This is a genomic window from Mycobacterium sp. NTMscope_Eco_3, from assembly GCF_976985685.1.
The window spans coordinates 2,817,737-2,833,678 of sequence record NZ_CDRJYZ010000001.1 but is presented as its reverse complement, the minus strand read 5'-3'; the positions used below and the strand labels follow the sequence as shown (position 1 = coordinate 2,833,678).

General features: G+C 65.9%; 15 protein-coding genes. 5 read left to right on the top strand and 10 right to left on the bottom strand.

Annotation, left to right across the window (positions count from 1 at the left end):
- The first annotated feature begins 3 nt into the window (after positions 1-3).
- Positions 4-918, top strand: a complete 915-nt coding sequence (locus AC0KTM_RS13015) for a TIGR03619 family F420-dependent LLM class oxidoreductase (protein WP_472415729.1) — start codon at positions 4-6, stop codon at positions 916-918.
- Positions 919-922: 4 nt separating this feature from the next.
- Here the strand turns inward: AC0KTM_RS13015 and AC0KTM_RS13010 are convergent, their stop codons facing one another.
- The 4 genes from AC0KTM_RS13010 to AC0KTM_RS12995 all read right to left on the bottom strand — a co-directional run bounded on the left by AC0KTM_RS13010 (position 923) and on the right by AC0KTM_RS12995 (position 4,056).
- Positions 923-1,474, bottom strand: a complete 552-nt coding sequence (locus AC0KTM_RS13010) for a nuclear transport factor 2 family protein (RefSeq protein WP_472415728.1) — start codon at positions 1,472-1,474, stop codon at positions 923-925.
- Between the two features lie 20 nt (positions 1,475-1,494).
- Positions 1,495-2,100 (bottom strand): TetR/AcrR family transcriptional regulator, encoded by a 606-nt coding sequence (locus AC0KTM_RS13005; RefSeq protein WP_238956082.1) that lies wholly within the window; start codon positions 2,098-2,100, stop codon positions 1,495-1,497.
- Positions 2,101-2,229: 129 nt separating this feature from the next.
- Positions 2,230-3,024, bottom strand: coding sequence for an SDR family oxidoreductase (locus AC0KTM_RS13000; protein WP_275254150.1), 795 nt, complete (start codon positions 3,022-3,024; stop codon positions 2,230-2,232).
- 15 nt (positions 3,025-3,039) lie between these two features.
- Positions 3,040-4,056, bottom strand: a complete 1,017-nt coding sequence (locus AC0KTM_RS12995) for a hypothetical protein (RefSeq protein WP_238956080.1) — start codon at positions 4,054-4,056, stop codon at positions 3,040-3,042.
- 145 nt (positions 4,057-4,201) lie between these two features.
- Here AC0KTM_RS12995 and AC0KTM_RS12990 point away from each other — a divergent pair, with 145 nt between their 5' ends.
- Positions 4,202-5,830, top strand: a complete 1,629-nt coding sequence (locus AC0KTM_RS12990; protein WP_472415727.1) for a PEP-utilizing enzyme — start codon at positions 4,202-4,204, stop codon at positions 5,828-5,830.
- 3 nt (positions 5,831-5,833) lie between these two features.
- Here the strand turns inward: AC0KTM_RS12990 and AC0KTM_RS12985 are convergent, their stop codons facing one another.
- Positions 5,834-6,436, bottom strand: a complete 603-nt coding sequence (locus tag AC0KTM_RS12985; protein ID WP_472415726.1) for a MarR family transcriptional regulator — start codon at positions 6,434-6,436, stop codon at positions 5,834-5,836.
- Positions 6,429-7,943, bottom strand: a complete 1,515-nt coding sequence (locus AC0KTM_RS12980) for a pyruvate, phosphate dikinase (RefSeq protein ID WP_472417474.1) — start codon at positions 7,941-7,943, stop codon at positions 6,429-6,431. The genes AC0KTM_RS12985 and AC0KTM_RS12980 overlap by 8 nt, the downstream gene beginning before the upstream one ends.
- 198 nt (positions 7,944-8,141) lie before the next feature.
- On the opposite strand from AC0KTM_RS12980, the gene AC0KTM_RS12975 reads away from it, so the two are divergent.
- A complete protein-coding gene (locus AC0KTM_RS12975) occupies positions 8,142-8,705 on the top strand; it encodes a TetR/AcrR family transcriptional regulator (protein ID WP_472415725.1) in 564 nt (187 codons plus the stop codon).
- Between the two features lie 22 nt (positions 8,706-8,727).
- Here AC0KTM_RS12975 and AC0KTM_RS12970 read toward each other — a convergent pair whose 3' ends face one another.
- From AC0KTM_RS12970 to AC0KTM_RS12955, 4 genes are all read right to left on the bottom strand, one after another.
- On the bottom strand, positions 8,728-9,891 hold the full coding sequence (locus tag AC0KTM_RS12970; protein WP_472415724.1) for an acyl-CoA dehydrogenase family protein: 1,164 nt from the start codon (positions 9,889-9,891) through the stop codon (positions 8,728-8,730).
- Positions 9,888-11,375 (bottom strand): class I adenylate-forming enzyme family protein, encoded by a 1,488-nt coding sequence (locus AC0KTM_RS12965; protein WP_472415723.1) that lies wholly within the window; start codon positions 11,373-11,375, stop codon positions 9,888-9,890. Before AC0KTM_RS12965 ends, AC0KTM_RS12970 begins: the two co-directional genes overlap by 4 nt.
- 130 nt (positions 11,376-11,505) lie before the next feature.
- The gene (locus tag AC0KTM_RS12960) at positions 11,506-12,726 is read right to left on the bottom strand and encodes a cytochrome P450 (RefSeq protein WP_238956074.1); all 1,221 of its coding nucleotides are present in this window, start codon (positions 12,724-12,726) and stop codon (positions 11,506-11,508) included.
- A gap of 23 nt (positions 12,727-12,749) precedes the next feature.
- The gene (locus AC0KTM_RS12955; RefSeq protein ID WP_238956073.1) at positions 12,750-13,904 is read right to left on the bottom strand and encodes a thiolase family protein; all 1,155 of its coding nucleotides are present in this window, start codon (positions 13,902-13,904) and stop codon (positions 12,750-12,752) included.
- Between the two features lie 176 nt (positions 13,905-14,080).
- Here AC0KTM_RS12955 and AC0KTM_RS12950 point away from each other — a divergent pair, with 176 nt between their 5' ends.
- The gene (locus AC0KTM_RS12950) at positions 14,081-15,580 is read left to right on the top strand and encodes a class I adenylate-forming enzyme family protein (protein ID WP_472415722.1); all 1,500 of its coding nucleotides are present in this window, start codon (positions 14,081-14,083) and stop codon (positions 15,578-15,580) included.
- Positions 15,581-15,611: 31 nt separating this feature from the next.
- A complete protein-coding gene (locus tag AC0KTM_RS12945; protein WP_472415721.1) occupies positions 15,612-15,914 on the top strand; it encodes a hypothetical protein in 303 nt (100 codons plus the stop codon).
- Positions 15,915-15,942 lie beyond the last annotated feature (28 nt).

Genomic DNA, 15,942 nt, shown 5'->3' with positions numbered 1-15,942 from the left:
CCGATGAGATTCTCGATCGAGTATCCCAGTGATGTTCCGACGGCCAGCGCCGAATTCCGCGAGCCGGCGGTCATGCGGGCGCTCGCCACCCACGCAGAGGCGCTCGGCTTCGACGCGATCGCACTCGCCGAACACCCAGCTCCGTCGATGAAATGGCGGCGGGCGGGCGGCCACGATACCTTCGACCCGACCGTGGCCCTCGCCTTCTTCGCCGCGACGACCACCACGATCCGGCTGATGACGCATCTGTATGTGCTGCCCTTCCGGAGCCCATACATGGCCGCGAAAGCCCTCACGTCGTTGGACATCGTCTCCGGCGGGCGATTGATCGCCGGCGTCGGAGCGGGCTACCTGCGTTCCGAGTTCGCTGCTGTCGGAGCCGAGTTCGACAATCGAACGGCGCTTTTCGACGAATCGCTGGCCGCATTGCGCCGGATCTGGACACACCCCGAGCAGCCGGTCAGCGGATCCACCTTCGCGGCGAACGGTGAAGTCAACCTGGACGCGCCCATCCAGAAGCCGCACCCACCACTATGGATCGGCGGCAACAACAACGCGACGCTGCGAAGGGTGGTCGAACACGGTAGCGGTTGGAGCCCGGTAGTGGCCCCTGCCGCCGTAGCATCGTCGGTCCGAACCGCGACGATCGAAGGCATCGACGACTTCTCGCGGGCAGTGGACACCCTCCGTGATCTCCTTACGGCGTCGGGCCGCGATATAGCCAGTGTTGAAATACAGGTCGCCGCACCGTCGGTCGACTTTGACGACGCTCGCGCGGTGGACGCACTTGATGAATACGTGAAAGGCATGGCGCGGGCCGGGGCCACCCTGATCCTCGCCCATGTCGATGCGACATCCGCATCATCTGCCGAGACCTATCTGGCGCGCTTCGCGGACCATTTCGGCATGGGGAGTTAGTGATTCACGTCCGTTGCCCTCGCATGAACGCGGCGAAGAAGCCATAGGAAGGATCGTCGGCGTCCATCCGCCCCGTGGCGACGTTGGCGGTGATGGAATCGTCGCGGAGTCTCGCCGGAACGGTCATGTCCTGCGCCCAGTCGATGACGCACTTGCGGTGGGCGATCTTCCATTGACCTCCGCGTTTGGAATAGCGATCGAGATAGCGGCCGCCGGTGATCAGTAGGTACGCGGAATCCTCGCTCTCCGAACGGTGATACGCGATGATGTAGGCCTCACCCTCTGCGCTGCGCGGGCCGGTTATTCGGATCAGGTGGTTCGTAATGTTGTGCTGGATCACCGCCAATTGCGCCTCCATCGACTCGATCGAATCGAGGAATTCCTGCGCGGTGTTGGTGCGATTGAAGCCGTGCTCGTCGAGGGCGTCGTTCTCGTACAGGGTCCTGGCGAGTGCCACGTCGCCACGGTCGACGGCGCGACAGAACTGGAGAACGAGATCGCGAATCGCGTCCTTGGCGATGAGCGTGTCACGCGTGGCTTCGACGGTCGTCGTCATGCCTGGTCCTACCTTTCACATCACCGGGGTCGGGGCAACGCGGCTGTGATCGGCATGCCGTCCTCGACCTGCCGCCACCGGTACTGGGCCTCCTCGACAGAGCAGTCGAGGAGGTCGGTCAACGCCGACCCGAGTATCACCGGGCCGAAAGTCACGACCAGCAGCATCGCGGCAACGGTCCGTAGCTCCTCGGGTCGGGCAGCCAGTCCGTCGGGGGTCTTTTCGCGCACCTGCTCGACGGTCTGATCCAGCGCTTCGGCGAACCACCGCTTGGCATTCGGAGTGGCCTCGATGAGGATGCGTCGGGTGTAGGCGGCCAGCTTGGGGTTGCCCGACATCAAGTCGTCGAACGCCGCGAGTTCCGGGCGGACCGCATCGATGCGTGCGCCGGAGACGGCCCCCGCGGCGTCGACCAGGCGGGCCAACACCCAGGCGCGGACGTCGTCGGCCAACTCGGCTTTCGTCTTGTAATGGTGCTGCACCACTCCGACCGAAACACCGGCGTGTGCGGCCACCTGGCGGATTGTGGTCGCATCGAGCCCCTGCTCGCCGACAAGGTCTAGCGCGGCGGCCCGTACGCGCGCCTTGGTGGTCAGATCACTTTTGTCGATGGTTGGTTTCGCCATGTCTCAACCCGCGGTGTAAATCGTTCCGGCACCCCAGAATTCGACGAATTGCGTGATCGCGGTGTCGAGGTCGTCGACAACGTGCGCGATCTCGATAACAGATCCTACGGGCTGCAGCATGCCGGCTCCCTAGAACGCGCTGCGGTGGGAGCCGCCGTCGACGTTGATGAATTCGCCGTTGATGTAGCCGCCCAATTCGGACGCCAGGTAGACGACCAGACTCGCCTCCTCTTCCGGGCGTCCCACGCGCCCCGCGGGGATGTCGGCGGTCACCGTGCTCAGGACCTGCTCGGGTGAGATGCCGCGTTCTGTGGCAACTTTCGTGACGTACTCGTGCATGCGCTCGGTACCGATCCAGCCCGTGGCAACCGTGTTGACTGTGATGCCGAAACTGCCCAGCTCGTTAGCCATCGACTTGTTCAGCCCGACCGCCGCCGCCCGCGTGCTGTTGGCCAGCATGTGCCGCAGCCCCGCAGGCGGTTCCTTCGCCGCACCCGAGCCGACGTTGACCAGCCGACCCCACCCCTGTCGCTTCATATGCGGCAGACAGGCCCGCGCCATGTACACCAAGCTGATCGTCATGCGCTGGAACGCGTCAATGAGGTTCTCATCCGTGAGGTCGTCGAAGTTCGCGGGGCCGGGGCCATGCACGTTCGAGACCGCGATATCGGGCGGACCGAAGGCCTCGGTCGTCTCGGCCACGGCCCGAACGACATCGCCCTCGAGCGTCAAGTCCGCCGAAACACCAATAGCCGCACCGCCATTGGCCTGGATGGCCGCGACAGCCTCATCGATCGCCTCCTTGCCACGCGCCACGACGGCGACCTTGCACCCTTCGTCGGCGAACATCTCAGCGGCCTTGCGGCCGACGCCGCGGCTGCCGCCGGAGACGAGCGCGACCTTACCGGCGATTCCCAAATCCATAGTCAGCTCTTCCGTTTACTGTGTCGGTGCGTTGCCGATTGGCAGCGACGTGGTGGCGGGCGCCTCCGCGCCCATCGCGAACCGTCCCTCGCGGACCCGGTCGCGGTACAAATTGAACGACCAAGCGTCCTGGTCCTGGCCGTAGAACGAAATGCCCCGGCAGTCTCCTTCACCCTCCCAGTGCATCGCCGTCACCCACGAGAACAAATTCGGCCGGGCGTGAAACGGAGCACCGTTGAGGGCCTCGCCGGTGACATCGAGCCGTCGTCCGGTGTCATCGACGCCCGTCACCCGCACCACCTCCGGTCGGCCGGATTCGTGCCGATGCAACACCTCTCGCGACGCCGTCTCAAGTTGCCGCACCACGCCATCGATCACCACGACCCCGCCGACGCAGGCATAGTCCTCCTCCGACGTGCCGGCGCACAGGAGATGCCAGCCGTATTCGGCCGAGGCGACTCCGAGCGTGGTGGTGGCGTATCCCATACCGTCGCCGAGATCCGGACGCGGACCCCAGGAGCGGTCCCGGCCGACATATGAGTCGACGACGTGACGCTCGTCGTCGATCTGCAGCCACCCGCTGGCGTGACCGAGTTGGTCGTAGTGACCCTTGCCGAGGAACCGCAGGTCGTGCCTGAGGACCTCGTAGGGCGGCGCAATGCCCTCCCATGTCACGTCGAACGACACCTTCTGCCGGATCGACGTGGGCGAGGTGTAGCGCAGCCGGTAGCGCATCAGCGGTTCGAGACATTCGATGCTGACACCGTTGGCGAACGCCACGTCGGGCAGACCGCCGTCAGGCATCGGCAGCTGCTGCTGCCAGTCGTAGACGCGCATCTGGAACGGAGATGCGGCGAAGCCCTGCCAAACCGCGACGCCACATGCGGAAATGCCCAGATTCGCGCGCAGCCAAGGGTAGACGATGCACGACAGGCCCGCCGCGGGAGCGTCGAAGTTGAAGTAGTACGTCTCCGACCACCAAAAGTCGTCCGAGACCGGAGTATGCAACGCATCGTCGGCGGCCGTGATCATCGACGCCTCGCTGTGAACTCGAACGTGGGCACCAGCCGACTCTTGCACCCCTGGGGAGACATGTCAATGCTAGTGTATTGAAACCGATACAAACACATCGTCGCCCGGGTATGCTGAGGCCGACGGGGCGGATGAAAGGACGGCGATGGACCATCTCGACCTGGTTGCCGATGACGACAATCCCGTACACGGGATCAGTGCCCCGGACGCATTCTGGAGTTCCTCCAACATCGGTGAGGCGATGCCGGGCGTCATGACCCCGCTGAGCTGGTCGATTTGGAGTGTGCCCGCCGAGTGCAGCATGCGCGAACCGTTTGTGTCGATGGGAGTTTTGCCGCGCCGGGAGCGGGGAGTGCCGCACAACCCCACCGAACGCGCGGTGAACATCTTCTTCGGCAGGGTGGCCGGCCGCGTGGATTTCCTCACGCGGATGGGGGATTCGCTGCCGGGGACCACGGGTGCACGTCTGGCCGAGCGCATCTACGGGATCGTGCCGCCGGGCTACCGCCCCCAGCGCCGCCGCCGTCGATATCCGTTGATCGCGGTGCGGTCCACGACTGCCTTTCTCACGCTGCCGCGCACGCTGCTCGAGAACCAGCGCAAGATCGATCAGTGGTGGCGCAGTCGTATTGGTTCGGTGGCGACCATGAGCCACGCCGAGGCCATCATACAGTTGGCCGATGCACGAGAACGCTTCCTGCGCAGCGTGATTCTCGACGGCGAAGCGGTCGCCTGCGTCGTGCAACCGGCGTTCGAAGCACTTACGGCCTTGGTTCAACACGCCGGGGTGGGGGATCTCACCGCACTCACCAGCGGGTACGGGGAGCACGCCGAAACCGCCATGGTCCAAGACCTTTGGAAGGCCTCGCGGGGCGGTCTTTCCGTCGAAGAACTGTTGGCGCGGCACGGCTACCACGGCCCCAGCGAGGGTGAGCTGTCCGGCCGCGTCTGGCGTGAAGACCCGGCCCCATTGCGAAGCGCGCTCGCGGGCTGGTCGGCCATGGCCGACGATGCCGACCCGGTCACCGCTGAGCAACGCAAGCGCCAAGAACGCCTTGCGCTCGAAGCGCGATTGCTCGCCAGTCTGCCTGTCTGGCAGCGGCCGCTCGGGCGTCTGGTGTTTCGGATGGGTGAGCGGGGGATACCGATGCGGGGCGTAGCCAAAGCGGCGTTCCTGCAGTCGCTGGACATGGCACGGGCGTGCGCGCGCAGGATCGGTGTGTTGCTGGCCGAACGCGGTGTCCTGGCCGATCCCGAGGACGTGTTCTTCCTGACCGTCGACGAGATCACCGCCCCGCAACAGCATGATTGGACCGCTGTGGTGGCCCGTCGTCGAGAGCGCCACGATCAATACCGGGCCATGGCACTGCCGGAAACCTGGCAAGGCATGCCCACCGCACGCGAAGATTCCTCCACCGAGCACATCACCGAACTGCAGGGTGTCGGGGCCAGCGCGGGTGTCGTCGAGGGGCGGGTAAAGGTGATCCTCGACCCGGCGGATCCGGGCGCCGACGTGGAACCCGGGGAGATCCTGGTCACGAGGATGACAGATCCGAGTTGGGCATCCTTGATGTTTCTGTCCAGCGCGCTGGTGGTCGACATCGGTGGGACGTTCAACCATGCGGCAATCATCGCGCGGGAGTTGGGAATTCCCTGCATCGTCAACACCAAAGACGGCTCCCGCGCGCTGCGCACGGGCGACTACTGCCGCATCGACGGAAGCACCGGGACCGTGCAGATCCTGGAACGCGCGCAGCCCTCGGCTGAGGGCTGAGCCTCACGCATGACCCGCCGCCGCTTCGTCCTCGCGGGTCAGTCCCGCGGCTTCGATCAGCTCCTCGTGCAGTTCGAACCACACAGTGTGATACGAGTCGACAATCGGGCGGGTGAGCCAAGCAGTGTCTCCTGAACGGACCTTCTCCAGCGCGGTGCGCAATTTGTCCGCGTAGTCGGCCAGTCGCGGGAGTTGCGTTGCCACCGAGGCGATTATCGGCAGGGTCCGTTCGTGGACGTGATCCAGGCGTCTCAGCACACCGGCGTCGTAGTCGGGGTCGTCATGGGGGTTCGGTGCGCCACCCTTGAGTTGCCAGTCCGAAAGCAACGCCTTGAAATCGGTATTGACGTCTCGGAACTCGTTGTACGCCGCGGTCACGGAAGTCTGATTGACGGCCGCCCGCTCCTCGGCCAGCAGCTCACCGAGTCGTGCGCGTCCCTCCGGAGTGATGCGCAGGAACTTGCCTGCGACCAGAAGGCCCGACTCGCCGAGGGCATCGACGACGCCGGCCACAGAGGCAGGCTCCTGGCCGAGGGTCGCTGCCAAATCGTCGGTAGCGATACGTCCCTTCAGCCGAACACCCTGTAGCACCGCGAGTTCAGTCATCGTCACCTTTCGACCGTTGCGCGAGATGGACGGCGGCAAGCATCGCTATCAGGCCCGGATGGTCACTGCTGTCGTGCCCTTGCGCGCGATGGTGTTTGCGGGCAATCTCGGTCAGTTCGTTCAGGTCCGGGGTGTCGCTCTCCGACCACGCGGTGAGTTCGAGTATGCCTTCGCGGATTTCGCCTTCGTTACCGTCGACGGTGACGAGCCTGCCGTCGAGTTCTTCGGCCACGCCGCGACCGCAGCCCACCACTGACGGCCTGCCCAGCTCCCGGCTGACGACTGCCGCGTGGCTTGTCGCCCCTCCGATCTCGGTCACGATGCCACGTGCAGCGAGCATGCCCTGCACGTCGTCGGGACTGGTGGTCGTGCGCACCAGGATCACGTCCTCGCCGCGTTCGGCGGCGTCGATGGCATGATCGACGTCGGTACACGCCCTGCCGGTCGCGACTCCGGGACAGGCCGCAAGTCCCGATGCGAGAAGCGGTGCAGCGAGCCGGGTTTCGGGCTGTAGAGCGGGCAGCAACAGACTCCGTATGTTTTCGGGAGTCACCCGCAGCAGCGATTGCGCGTCATCGATCAATCCCTCGCGTCGCAACGCCAGGGCAAGGCGTACTGCGGCTTGCGCGGAGCGTTTGGCCGCCCGTGTCTGCAGTAACCACAGCCTGCCCTCCTCGACGGTGAACTCGATGTCCTGGACGTCGCCAGTTGACTTCTCCAGCCTTCGAGCGGCGCGCATCAGCTCGTCGTATACCGCAGGAAGCCGGTTCGCCAGAGCTGAGATGGATTCGACGTCCATGCTGCCGGAGACGACGTCTTCGCCCTGTCCGCCGGCGAGCCACTCTCCATATGGCGTGTCCACGCCAGTTCTGGGATCGCGGGAGAACAGCACTCCGGTACCCGAATCGGCGTCCCTGTTGCCGAACACCATGGCCTGGACGACTACCGCGGTGCCTGCACGGTCATCGAGACCCCGGTGTCGTCGATAGGCGACCGCCCGGTCGCCGGTCCATGATCGAAACACGGCGTCGATGGCCTCGCGCAGCTGTCGATGCGGATCCTCGGGAACCACACCATGGTCGTCGCCCAAAACGATGCTGCGATACATCCGCTGGAACCGCTCGTGGACCGCGCTCGCGAACGCTGGTGAGGACGCCTCGGCCAAAGCCCTTTCCGCGGCGTCGTTGATGCCGAGGTTCAGCACCGTGTCGAGCATGCCGGGCATCGATTGCGCGGCTCCGCTGCGCACGCTGACCAGCAGGGGCCGCGGCCCGGTGCCGAATGTGCGTGACGTTTCGGCCTCGAGCCAGGCCATCTGAGCACGCACTTGTGGCCAGATGCTCTCGATGGTGCCCTCGGGATCGTCAAACCAGCGCATGCAGACGTCGGTGGTGATGCAGAATGCCGGTGGTACGGGCATACCGCGCTGTCGCATCGCATTGATGCCGAAGCCCTTGTTGCCGAGAACTTCTCGCGGTTGGCCCGCGGAACCGTCCAGCCGAACCACGTCCGTGGCGGGCGCGGCATCGCCGCGACGATACACTTGTGTCACAAACCAATACAAACACATCGTCAGGCCGAGCGGCAAGGGGTTGACCGCGGGTTGCGCGATGCTCGGCCCCTTCACCGCCTACTGTCTTTGTCAGCGACCGCCAACCCCGGTTTCGGTAGCCGGCACACGTCCAGAAAGATCCCGAACGGAGCGATGGATACCACCCCGCGACAACGAATCCGCCACGCGGCCATGGAGCTGTTCGGCGAGCGAGGTTACCGCGGACCGACCCTCAAGGCGGTCGCCGAACGCGCCGATGTGTCGCCCGGTCTGGTACAGCATCATTTCAAGACCAAGCAGCGTCTGTTGTCGGAGGTGCAGGCCTGGGTGTCACAACAGCTCACCGACATCGGCGCCGGCCTGCTTCCTGGAGAGGCGAATCTGGGTGTCGATTCGGCTCGCTACGACGCATTCCTGGTTGCCAATCCCGTTGTGGCCGCTTACCTTCGGCGCAGGCTACTTGAATCCACCACGACCGATGACGCCGAATGGTTCGGCGGCGCCGTTGAGCACCGCCGCGAACGCATTGCCGAGGCTCGGCCAGATGGGCAACATCTCGACGTGATGGCGGCGATGGCCGTGCTGATCGACGTGGCGCCTATCCTGCTGGGCCCGCTGCTCGAGCAGGCGCTGGACTGTGATGCTGCCGAGCTGGCGACTCGGTGGCGGCAAGTGGAGACGACTCTGCTCGGCCTGCCGTTCGACGACGCCGATTGACGGCAGCGGTCACAGGATCCCGTCACAGGATTTTCGCCTCGGCGGCGAGACGGTCCCAGTGTTGAGCGGGGGATCCCAACACCACCTCGTCCGTGCGGGCGCGCCGGAAGTACAGGTGCGCGGAATCCTCCCAGGTGAAGCCGATGCCGCCGTGAATCTGGACGTTCGCTTTCGCCGCATCGCGCAGCGCCTCTGAGCACACCGCCTTGGCCATGCTCGCGCGCCAGTCCGCTTCGCCGGCAGTTGCAGCATCCGCACCGTCGAGAGCTTCCAGGGCTGCCTGCGAGGCCGACCGCGCCCACTCGAGACCCACCAGCATGTCGGCGCACTTGTGCTTGATGGCCTGAAAGCTGCCGATCCGCCGCCCAAACTGTTCGCGGGTACGGGCGTAGTCCGTAGCGATCTCGAGCACCCGTTCGCACGCGCCGACTTGCTCGGCCGACAGCACCGCCAGCGTCACGTCAACGGTGCGGCCGACGACGTCACCGATCGGACCGCCACCGGACAGCCGCACCGCCGGCGCCGAGCTCAGCGTGATCGTGGCCATCGGTCTCGTGCCGTCGAGTACGCGTTCGGCCTCGGCGACGACGCCGTCTACGGCCGGGTCGAGCAGGAAGAGCGCCGGTTCGCCATCCTCGGCGGCGGCGACCACGACGAGGTCGTCGGCGGCGGACCCCCCCAGCACGTGGCGCACCGTGCCGTCGATGCGCCAGTCGTCCCCGGTCCGGGCGGCACTGAGCGTCACCGCGGACGGACGCCACAACCCACCGTCGCCGGTGAGGGCTGCTGCGGCGGTGCGGCGACCTTCGATGAGCCCCGTGAGTCGCTTGTCGGCGTCGGGGTCGCGCTCGGTCGAGCCGAGCAGCAGGCCGGTGGCCAGCACCGTGGAACTCACAAACGGCACCGGGGCCAGTGCGCGGCCGAGTTCGTGGGCGACCACACCCAGCGCGGACGTGCCGTAACCTGCGCCACCGAGGTGCTCGGGAAGCGCAATGGCGGCCACCCCCACCTGGTTGCACAGCACGTCCCAAAGTCCCGTGTCGAAGCCGGAGTGCACATCTCCGCCGTCGTGGCCCCCCTCGCCGTACGCGACGGCGCGCACCCGGTCAGCGGATGCCAGTCGCTGACAGGCGGAGCGCACGGACTGCGCGAGTTCCTGACGCTCATCAGGGGACAACGCCGTCATCCGTTTCCTCCTGCGATCTGCCGGGCCAGCTCGGACTTGGCGATCTTGCCGAGGCCCGTCAGCGGGAACTCGTCGACGAGGACGAGCCGCTCGGGCCACTTCTGTTTCATCAGCCCGCGTTCGTCGAGGAACGTGCACAGCTCATCCAGGGTGACGTCACGGTGGCGGCGCGAACGACGCACCACCGCGCACACCAGCTCACCGCGCAGCTCGTCAGGCTGGCCGAGCACCGCGATCTCGTCGACCAGGGGGTGGGCCAGCAGTTCATTTTCGATCTCGTCAGGGGCAACGTTTTCGCCCTTGCGGATGATCAGATCCTTGGTACGTCCGGTGACCACGATGCGCCCGTCCGGGCGAAGGTAACCACGGTCGCCACTGCGGAACCATCCGTCCGCGGTGAGCGCGTGGGCCCATTCCTCGCGCTGCAGGTATCCAGGTGTCAGGTTGGCGCCGCGCAACTCGATTTCGCCGCCGGCCCCGATCCGCACCTCCGATCCGGGGATGGGTCGGCCGGCGCTGTTGGCCAGTTGCTCATCGGTGTCGCTGGCCTCGCTGACGCAGATCATCGGTGCCTCGGTCATCCCGTAGGCATGTACGACCGGTACACGCAGGTGTTCACGCACCTGCTTGTGCACCTCGGGCGGACACGCGGCACCGCCGCCGATCAGCATCCGCAGCGATGGCATCAGCAATTCGGTTGTCGGCGCGGCCATTTGGGCGGCCAGGAGCATTTGGTAGAACGCGGTGCTCGCTCCGGTCACGGTCACGTGGTGCTCGGCAAGTACCCGAGGCAAGTCATCTGCGGAAACCTTGGGGATCAATAACACCGGAAAGTCGCCGAACAGAGCGGTGGCGAGATAGACCATGCCGCCGATGTGAGCGATGGGGAACGCGATGGTGCCGACTTCCCGCGGATGGGCGCCCACACCGAGATGGGCGACATAACCGTGGGCGGCGCTGAGCAGGGTGGCATCGGTGTGCTGTACGGCTTTCGGGCGGCCTGTGGTGCCCGAGGTGAAGTACACCCAGCGTGGCTCTGCTGGGGAGTGCGGCCCGTCGAACGCTGAACTCGCGGCCGGCAATGTCTGGAGTCGGCGGACGAGGTCGGGGGGCACCGAGACCGCCGGTATCCCGGGTGCATTCGCGGCCGTCGACTCGTCAACCAGCAGGATGTCCGCGTGGGCGACGTCGACCGCCGCGCACACCTCGCGGCGTCGATAGAGGTGCAACACCGGCGCCTGAACGACGGGCATGCGGGCCAGCGCCAGCATCACCACCGCCGCGTTGACGTGCGAGGGCATTTGCCATGCGACTGTCATCCCCGGTCTCACTCCGGCGTCCCACAGCCAATCCGCCGCGGCGCGGGACAGCGTGGCGACGTCGGCCACGGTCAACACCTTGCCCGTGACGTCGCGCAACAGCGGACGGTCCGGCCTGCTGGAGGCACACCCATCCAGCAGTGCGGCGATACTGCCAGCCGTCACTGCGCACCTCCCGTCCCACCCACTATGCTCTAAACATTTAACTAATTTGACGGTCGCCGCTCCAACTTTTCGGCATTGACGATCGAAGCGGCCGAATGGGCCGTCGGAGCCGAGCGAATCTCAGGCCCGGTCAGGTCACGCGCTGTCCCGGCGTGAACTTGACGCGCAGTTCGCGCACCGCGTAGACCTCACCGGCGTCCTCGAACAGCTTGGGCTCTTCGGCCAGTTCGAAGTCCGGCAGCCGCTTGAGAACCTGGGTCATCATCACGTCGAACATCATCTTGGCGTAGTGGGATCCAAGGCAGCGGTGCATGCCGACGCCGAAAGCCATCTGCTTCTTGGCATTCGGGCGCGATAGATCCAGCGTGTCGGGGTCGGAGAACATCTCTGGATCGCGGTTGGCCGCCGCCCACATCAAAATCGCCCGGTCGCCCTTGCATAACGACTGTCCATGGAATTCCGCGTCACGCGAGACGGTGCGTGCCAGTCCCAGGGTCGGCGTGTACAACCGCAGCAGCTCGTCGGTGCCCTTTTTGATCAGGCCTGGATCGTCGATGAACTGCCGGCGCAGATCCTTATCCTTGCACAGTCGCAGTAGGACGTTCCCGGTGAACCCACTGGTGGTGTCCATGCCGCCGAGCATCATCAGGACCGTGTACATGGTGATCTGACCGTCGTCGAGCGGCTTGCCGTGGAGCGTGCCGCGGAGGATGTCGCTGAAGAGTTCGTCGCCAAGTCCCTCGGCCCGGCGCTCCTGCATGTGCTTGACGATTTCGCCGAACATCTCCATGCCGGCCATCCCGGCCTTCTCCGGATCGTGGGCACGATCGTGCACGGTGCTGTGCACCCAGCCGACCCAGTCCATGTAACGCGACTCGTCGAAGTTCAACAACCGCAGGATCAGCCGCGCCGGCAGAGGGGTGGTCAGCTCGCCGACCAGGTCGCACTCCCCGCGCTCGATGAACGCGTCGATCGCCTCGTTGGTCATCGCGACCGCGGCCTCGCGGAATCGCTCGGCCGAACCGGGTGAGAACCGCTTGAGGGTGATTTCGCGCAACTCCTGGGTCTCTGGTGGGTCGGACTCGATCGGCAGGATCTGCAGCGGCAGTTCGCTCGCCGGAACGCCCACGGAGGGGAAGGAGTTGAACAGTGCGTCGTCGCGGGCCGCCTCGAACACCGAGGCGTAGTCGACCAGCGCCCAGAAGCCGTCGTAGTGGTCGGAATGAGCGACCGGACAACCCGATTCGCGCATCTCACGGAACTTGCCGTATGGGTCCTCGCGGAACTCTGGGGAGTGGTGGTCGAGGTCCACCTCGGCGCGGCGCCGTGCTTTGGCCTGGATGTCCGTCATTGGCGATGCTCCCTTTCGTCGGGTTACTTGGAGAGAATGGCGACGGCTGCGGTTCCGGGTGCCCCGTAAAGCTGGGCCAGCGCGACCCGCGGATCGTTCGGCACCTGACGGTCACCCGCGGTGCCTCGTAGTTGGTGGACCAGCTCGTAGACCTGTCGCAAGCCCGAGGCGCCGACCGGTTCACCGTTGGCCAACAGGCCACCGTCGGTGTTGATAGGCAATCGGCCGCCGATCTTGGTGGCGCCGTCGGCGAGTAGTGCCTCCTGTTCGCCGTCCTTGCACAGCCCTGTCTCGGCCATGTGGATGATCTCGGACCCGGAGTCTGTGTCCTGCAATTGCGCGACGTCGACGTCCTCAGGGCCAATCCCGGCCAACTCGTACGCGGCGCGCGCGGCCTCCGCGGTGGTGCCGGGCACGATCGGCAGCTCGATCGAGGTACGCAACAGCTCGTAGGCGCCATTGTGGCGGCTGCGCAGTGCAGTCGAGCGAAGGTAGATCGGAGTGTCGGTGTACTGCTTGGCCACCTCGGCGCGGCACACCACGACGGCGGCAGCGCCCTCGTTCGGATTGCAGTACATATATTGCCGCAGTGGAGCATTCACGATCGGAGAGCTCAGGATCGCGTCGACGCTCATCGGCTTGCGGCGCCACGCGTGCGGCGCCAGCGCGCCGTTGTCGAAGTTCTTGGCCGCCACCCGGGCCAGAGTCTGCTCGGTGATTCCGTGATCGTGCATGTAGCGCATGATCTTGGTCCCGAAGTAATGGGTGGTCAGGAACATGCCCTGATCGCCGTACCACTGGGGCAACCCCGACACCGACGGGTCGGCACCGAAGGCGCCGCGCGGATGCTTGTCCAGCCCGACGCCGACCGCGATGTCGGCTTCGCCGAGTTGAACGTCCCGCGCGGCCAACGTCAACAGCGAGTTGCCGGTCGCACAGCCGCTCAACGTGGCCCGCGCCGGGAGTCCGGTCATGCCGGCCAGCCCGGTCACCGCCTCGGGATTGGCGACCTCGAGGCTGCCCGCGTACAGACTGCCCACGTCCGACCACTGCACCCCCGCATCGCGCAGTGCCCTGCTGATCGCCACGGCGCCCATCTCGAGCGCCGACCGGTCCTCGTACCTCCCGAACGGATGAAGGCCGACACCGATGATGGCGATCTCGGGCGTGCTGCTCATTGCGTTCCCTTCAGGATGCGTCACTGTCAACTCGGCCGTCGACAGGAGTGCGCGTTGACTCAGATGGCACTAAGCCTATAACTATATATCTGATTAGTGGGCGCGGGTCTAGAATCGGGTCGCTGCGCATTAACGGCGGCGTAGGGCACCAAATCGCGGGTGAAGGCTGAGGGGTTTTGAGTATTTCGTTGCTGCTGGAGATGGCGGCGTCGGGTGGTCCCGACCGGGTTGCCGTGGTGGACGGCGACGTTCGGTTGACCGCGGCCGAGCTCAGCGAGCTCGCCGACGGCGGCGCGGGCGTGATTAGCCGATCGGGGGCGTCCCACGTCGTCTATGTGGGCACCGGGGGAGTGTTGCTGCCTCTACTGCTGTTCTCGTCGGCGCGCGCGAACATGGCGTTCACCCCGCTGAACTATCGGCTGAGTGCAGAGGGGCTGCGACAGCTCATCGATCGGCTACCCGATCCGCTGATCGTGGTCGACAGCCAGTACCGCGATGTCGTGCCTGATTTCGGCAAGCGGGTGATGACATCCGATGCCTTCATCGAGGCGGCGCGATCCACCGATCCGGGGTCGGCCTTCGCCGACCCCGACGAAGTGGCGGTCGTGTTGTTCACCTCGGGTACCACGTCGCGACCCAAAGCCGTTGAGCTGACTCACAACAACCTGACCAGTTATGTCACCGGCACTGTCGAATTCGGTTGCGCCGATCCCGCCGATGCGGCGCTGGTGTGCGTCCCGCCGTATCACATCGCGGGGGTCGGGGCGGCATTGTCAAACCTGTATGCGGGACGGGCGATCGTGTACCTGCGCCAGTTCGACCCGCACGCATGGGTTCGGCTGGTCCGCGACGAGCGGGTCACCACCGCGACGGTGGTGCCGACCATGCTGTCGCGCATCGTCGCCGTCCTCGAGGAGCAGTCCGCCGAGCTTCCGACGCTGCGTAACTTCGCTTACGGCGGATCGAAGGTGGCGCGGCCCCTGGTCCGAAGGGCGCTCGACCTGCTGCCGCAGGTCGGCTTCGTCAACGCCTACGGCCTGACCGAGACCAGCTCGACCATTGCAGTGCTCACACCCGAGGACCATCGCGTGGCCCACGCGGCGCGCGACGGCGCCGTGGCCCGTCGGCTGAGCTCGGTCGGTCGCCCGGTCCCCGGCATCGAGGTGCAGATCCGCGCTGAGGACGGCACCGCACTCGGGCCGGGCGAAACCGGCGAGCTATTCGTGCGAGGCGCCCAGGTGTCGGGCCGATATGCCGAAATCGGTTCCGTCCTCGATGCGCAGGGCTGGTTCCCGACCCGAGACGTTGCGATGGTGGATGAGGATGGTTACCTGTTCATCGGCGGCCGCTCCGACGACACCATCATCCGCGGCGGCGAGAACATCGCCCCGTCGGAGATCGAGGACGTGCTCGTCGAACACCCTGACGTCCGCGAGGTCGTTGTTGTCGGACAGGATGATGCCGAGTGGGGTCAGATCATCGTGGCGGTGGTCGTGCCCGAGGCCGGCGCGACGCCGACACCCGCGCAGCTGCGTGAGTTCGCCCGCGGCACGCTGCGCGGATCCCGGACGCCGGATCGCATCGTCTTCCGTGAGGAACTGCCGACCACGCCGACCGGCAAGGTGTTGCGCCGGGTGATCCTCGACGAGCTCACGCCGGCGACCGCCGAGCACTGAACCCACCCCCCGAGACAGTAAGGAGTCCGGCATGATCAAGAACGGCACGCGCCTGCAAAGCCAGGTGTGCGACACCCAGGTGATTGTCGTCAAAGCCGGTGCGAGCCTGGACGATCTGCGTTGCGGTGGCCAGCCGATGCTGCCAGTGGGCGCCGAACGGCCCGCCGACACCGCGCTCGACCCGGCCTTCGCCGACGGCACCACGATGGGCAAGCGTTACGTCGATGACAGCGACGCTGAGGTGTTGGTCACCAAGGCCGGCGTCGGGTCGCTCAGCGTCGGCTCGACGCCGCTGGCACTCAAGGAAGCCAAACCTCTTCCAGCCAGCGACTGACAGCCGATGACGCATCCAAGCTGCGGCA

Excerpts from the sequence above, each read along its gene's own strand:
- AC0KTM_RS13015 (WP_472415729.1), top strand. The coding sequence starts at position 4 with ATGAGATTCTCGATCGAGTATCCCAGTGATGTTCCGACGGCCAGCGCC.
- AC0KTM_RS13010 (WP_472415728.1), bottom strand. The coding sequence starts at position 1,474 with ATGACGACGACCGTCGAAGCCACGCGTGACACGCTCATCGCCAAGGAC.
- AC0KTM_RS13005 (WP_238956082.1), bottom strand. The coding sequence starts at position 2,100 with ATGGCGAAACCAACCATCGACAAAAGTGATCTGACCACCAAGGCGCGC.
- AC0KTM_RS13000 (WP_275254150.1), bottom strand. The coding sequence starts at position 3,024 with ATGGATTTGGGAATCGCCGGTAAGGTCGCGCTCGTCTCCGGCGGCAGC.
- AC0KTM_RS12995 (WP_238956080.1), bottom strand. The coding sequence starts at position 4,056 with ATGATCACGGCCGCCGACGATGCGTTGCATACTCCGGTCTCGGACGAC.
- AC0KTM_RS12990 (WP_472415727.1), top strand. The coding sequence starts at position 4,202 with ATGGACCATCTCGACCTGGTTGCCGATGACGACAATCCCGTACACGGG.
- AC0KTM_RS12985 (WP_472415726.1), bottom strand. The coding sequence starts at position 6,436 with ATGACTGAACTCGCGGTGCTACAGGGTGTTCGGCTGAAGGGACGTATC.
- AC0KTM_RS12975 (WP_472415725.1), top strand. The coding sequence starts at position 8,142 with ATGGATACCACCCCGCGACAACGAATCCGCCACGCGGCCATGGAGCTG.
- AC0KTM_RS12970 (WP_472415724.1), bottom strand. The coding sequence starts at position 9,891 with ATGACGGCGTTGTCCCCTGATGAGCGTCAGGAACTCGCGCAGTCCGTG.
- AC0KTM_RS12960 (WP_238956074.1), bottom strand. The coding sequence starts at position 12,726 with ATGACGGACATCCAGGCCAAAGCACGGCGCCGCGCCGAGGTGGACCTC.
- AC0KTM_RS12955 (WP_238956073.1), bottom strand. The coding sequence starts at position 13,904 with ATGAGCAGCACGCCCGAGATCGCCATCATCGGTGTCGGCCTTCATCCG.
- AC0KTM_RS12945 (WP_472415721.1), top strand. The coding sequence starts at position 15,612 with ATGATCAAGAACGGCACGCGCCTGCAAAGCCAGGTGTGCGACACCCAG.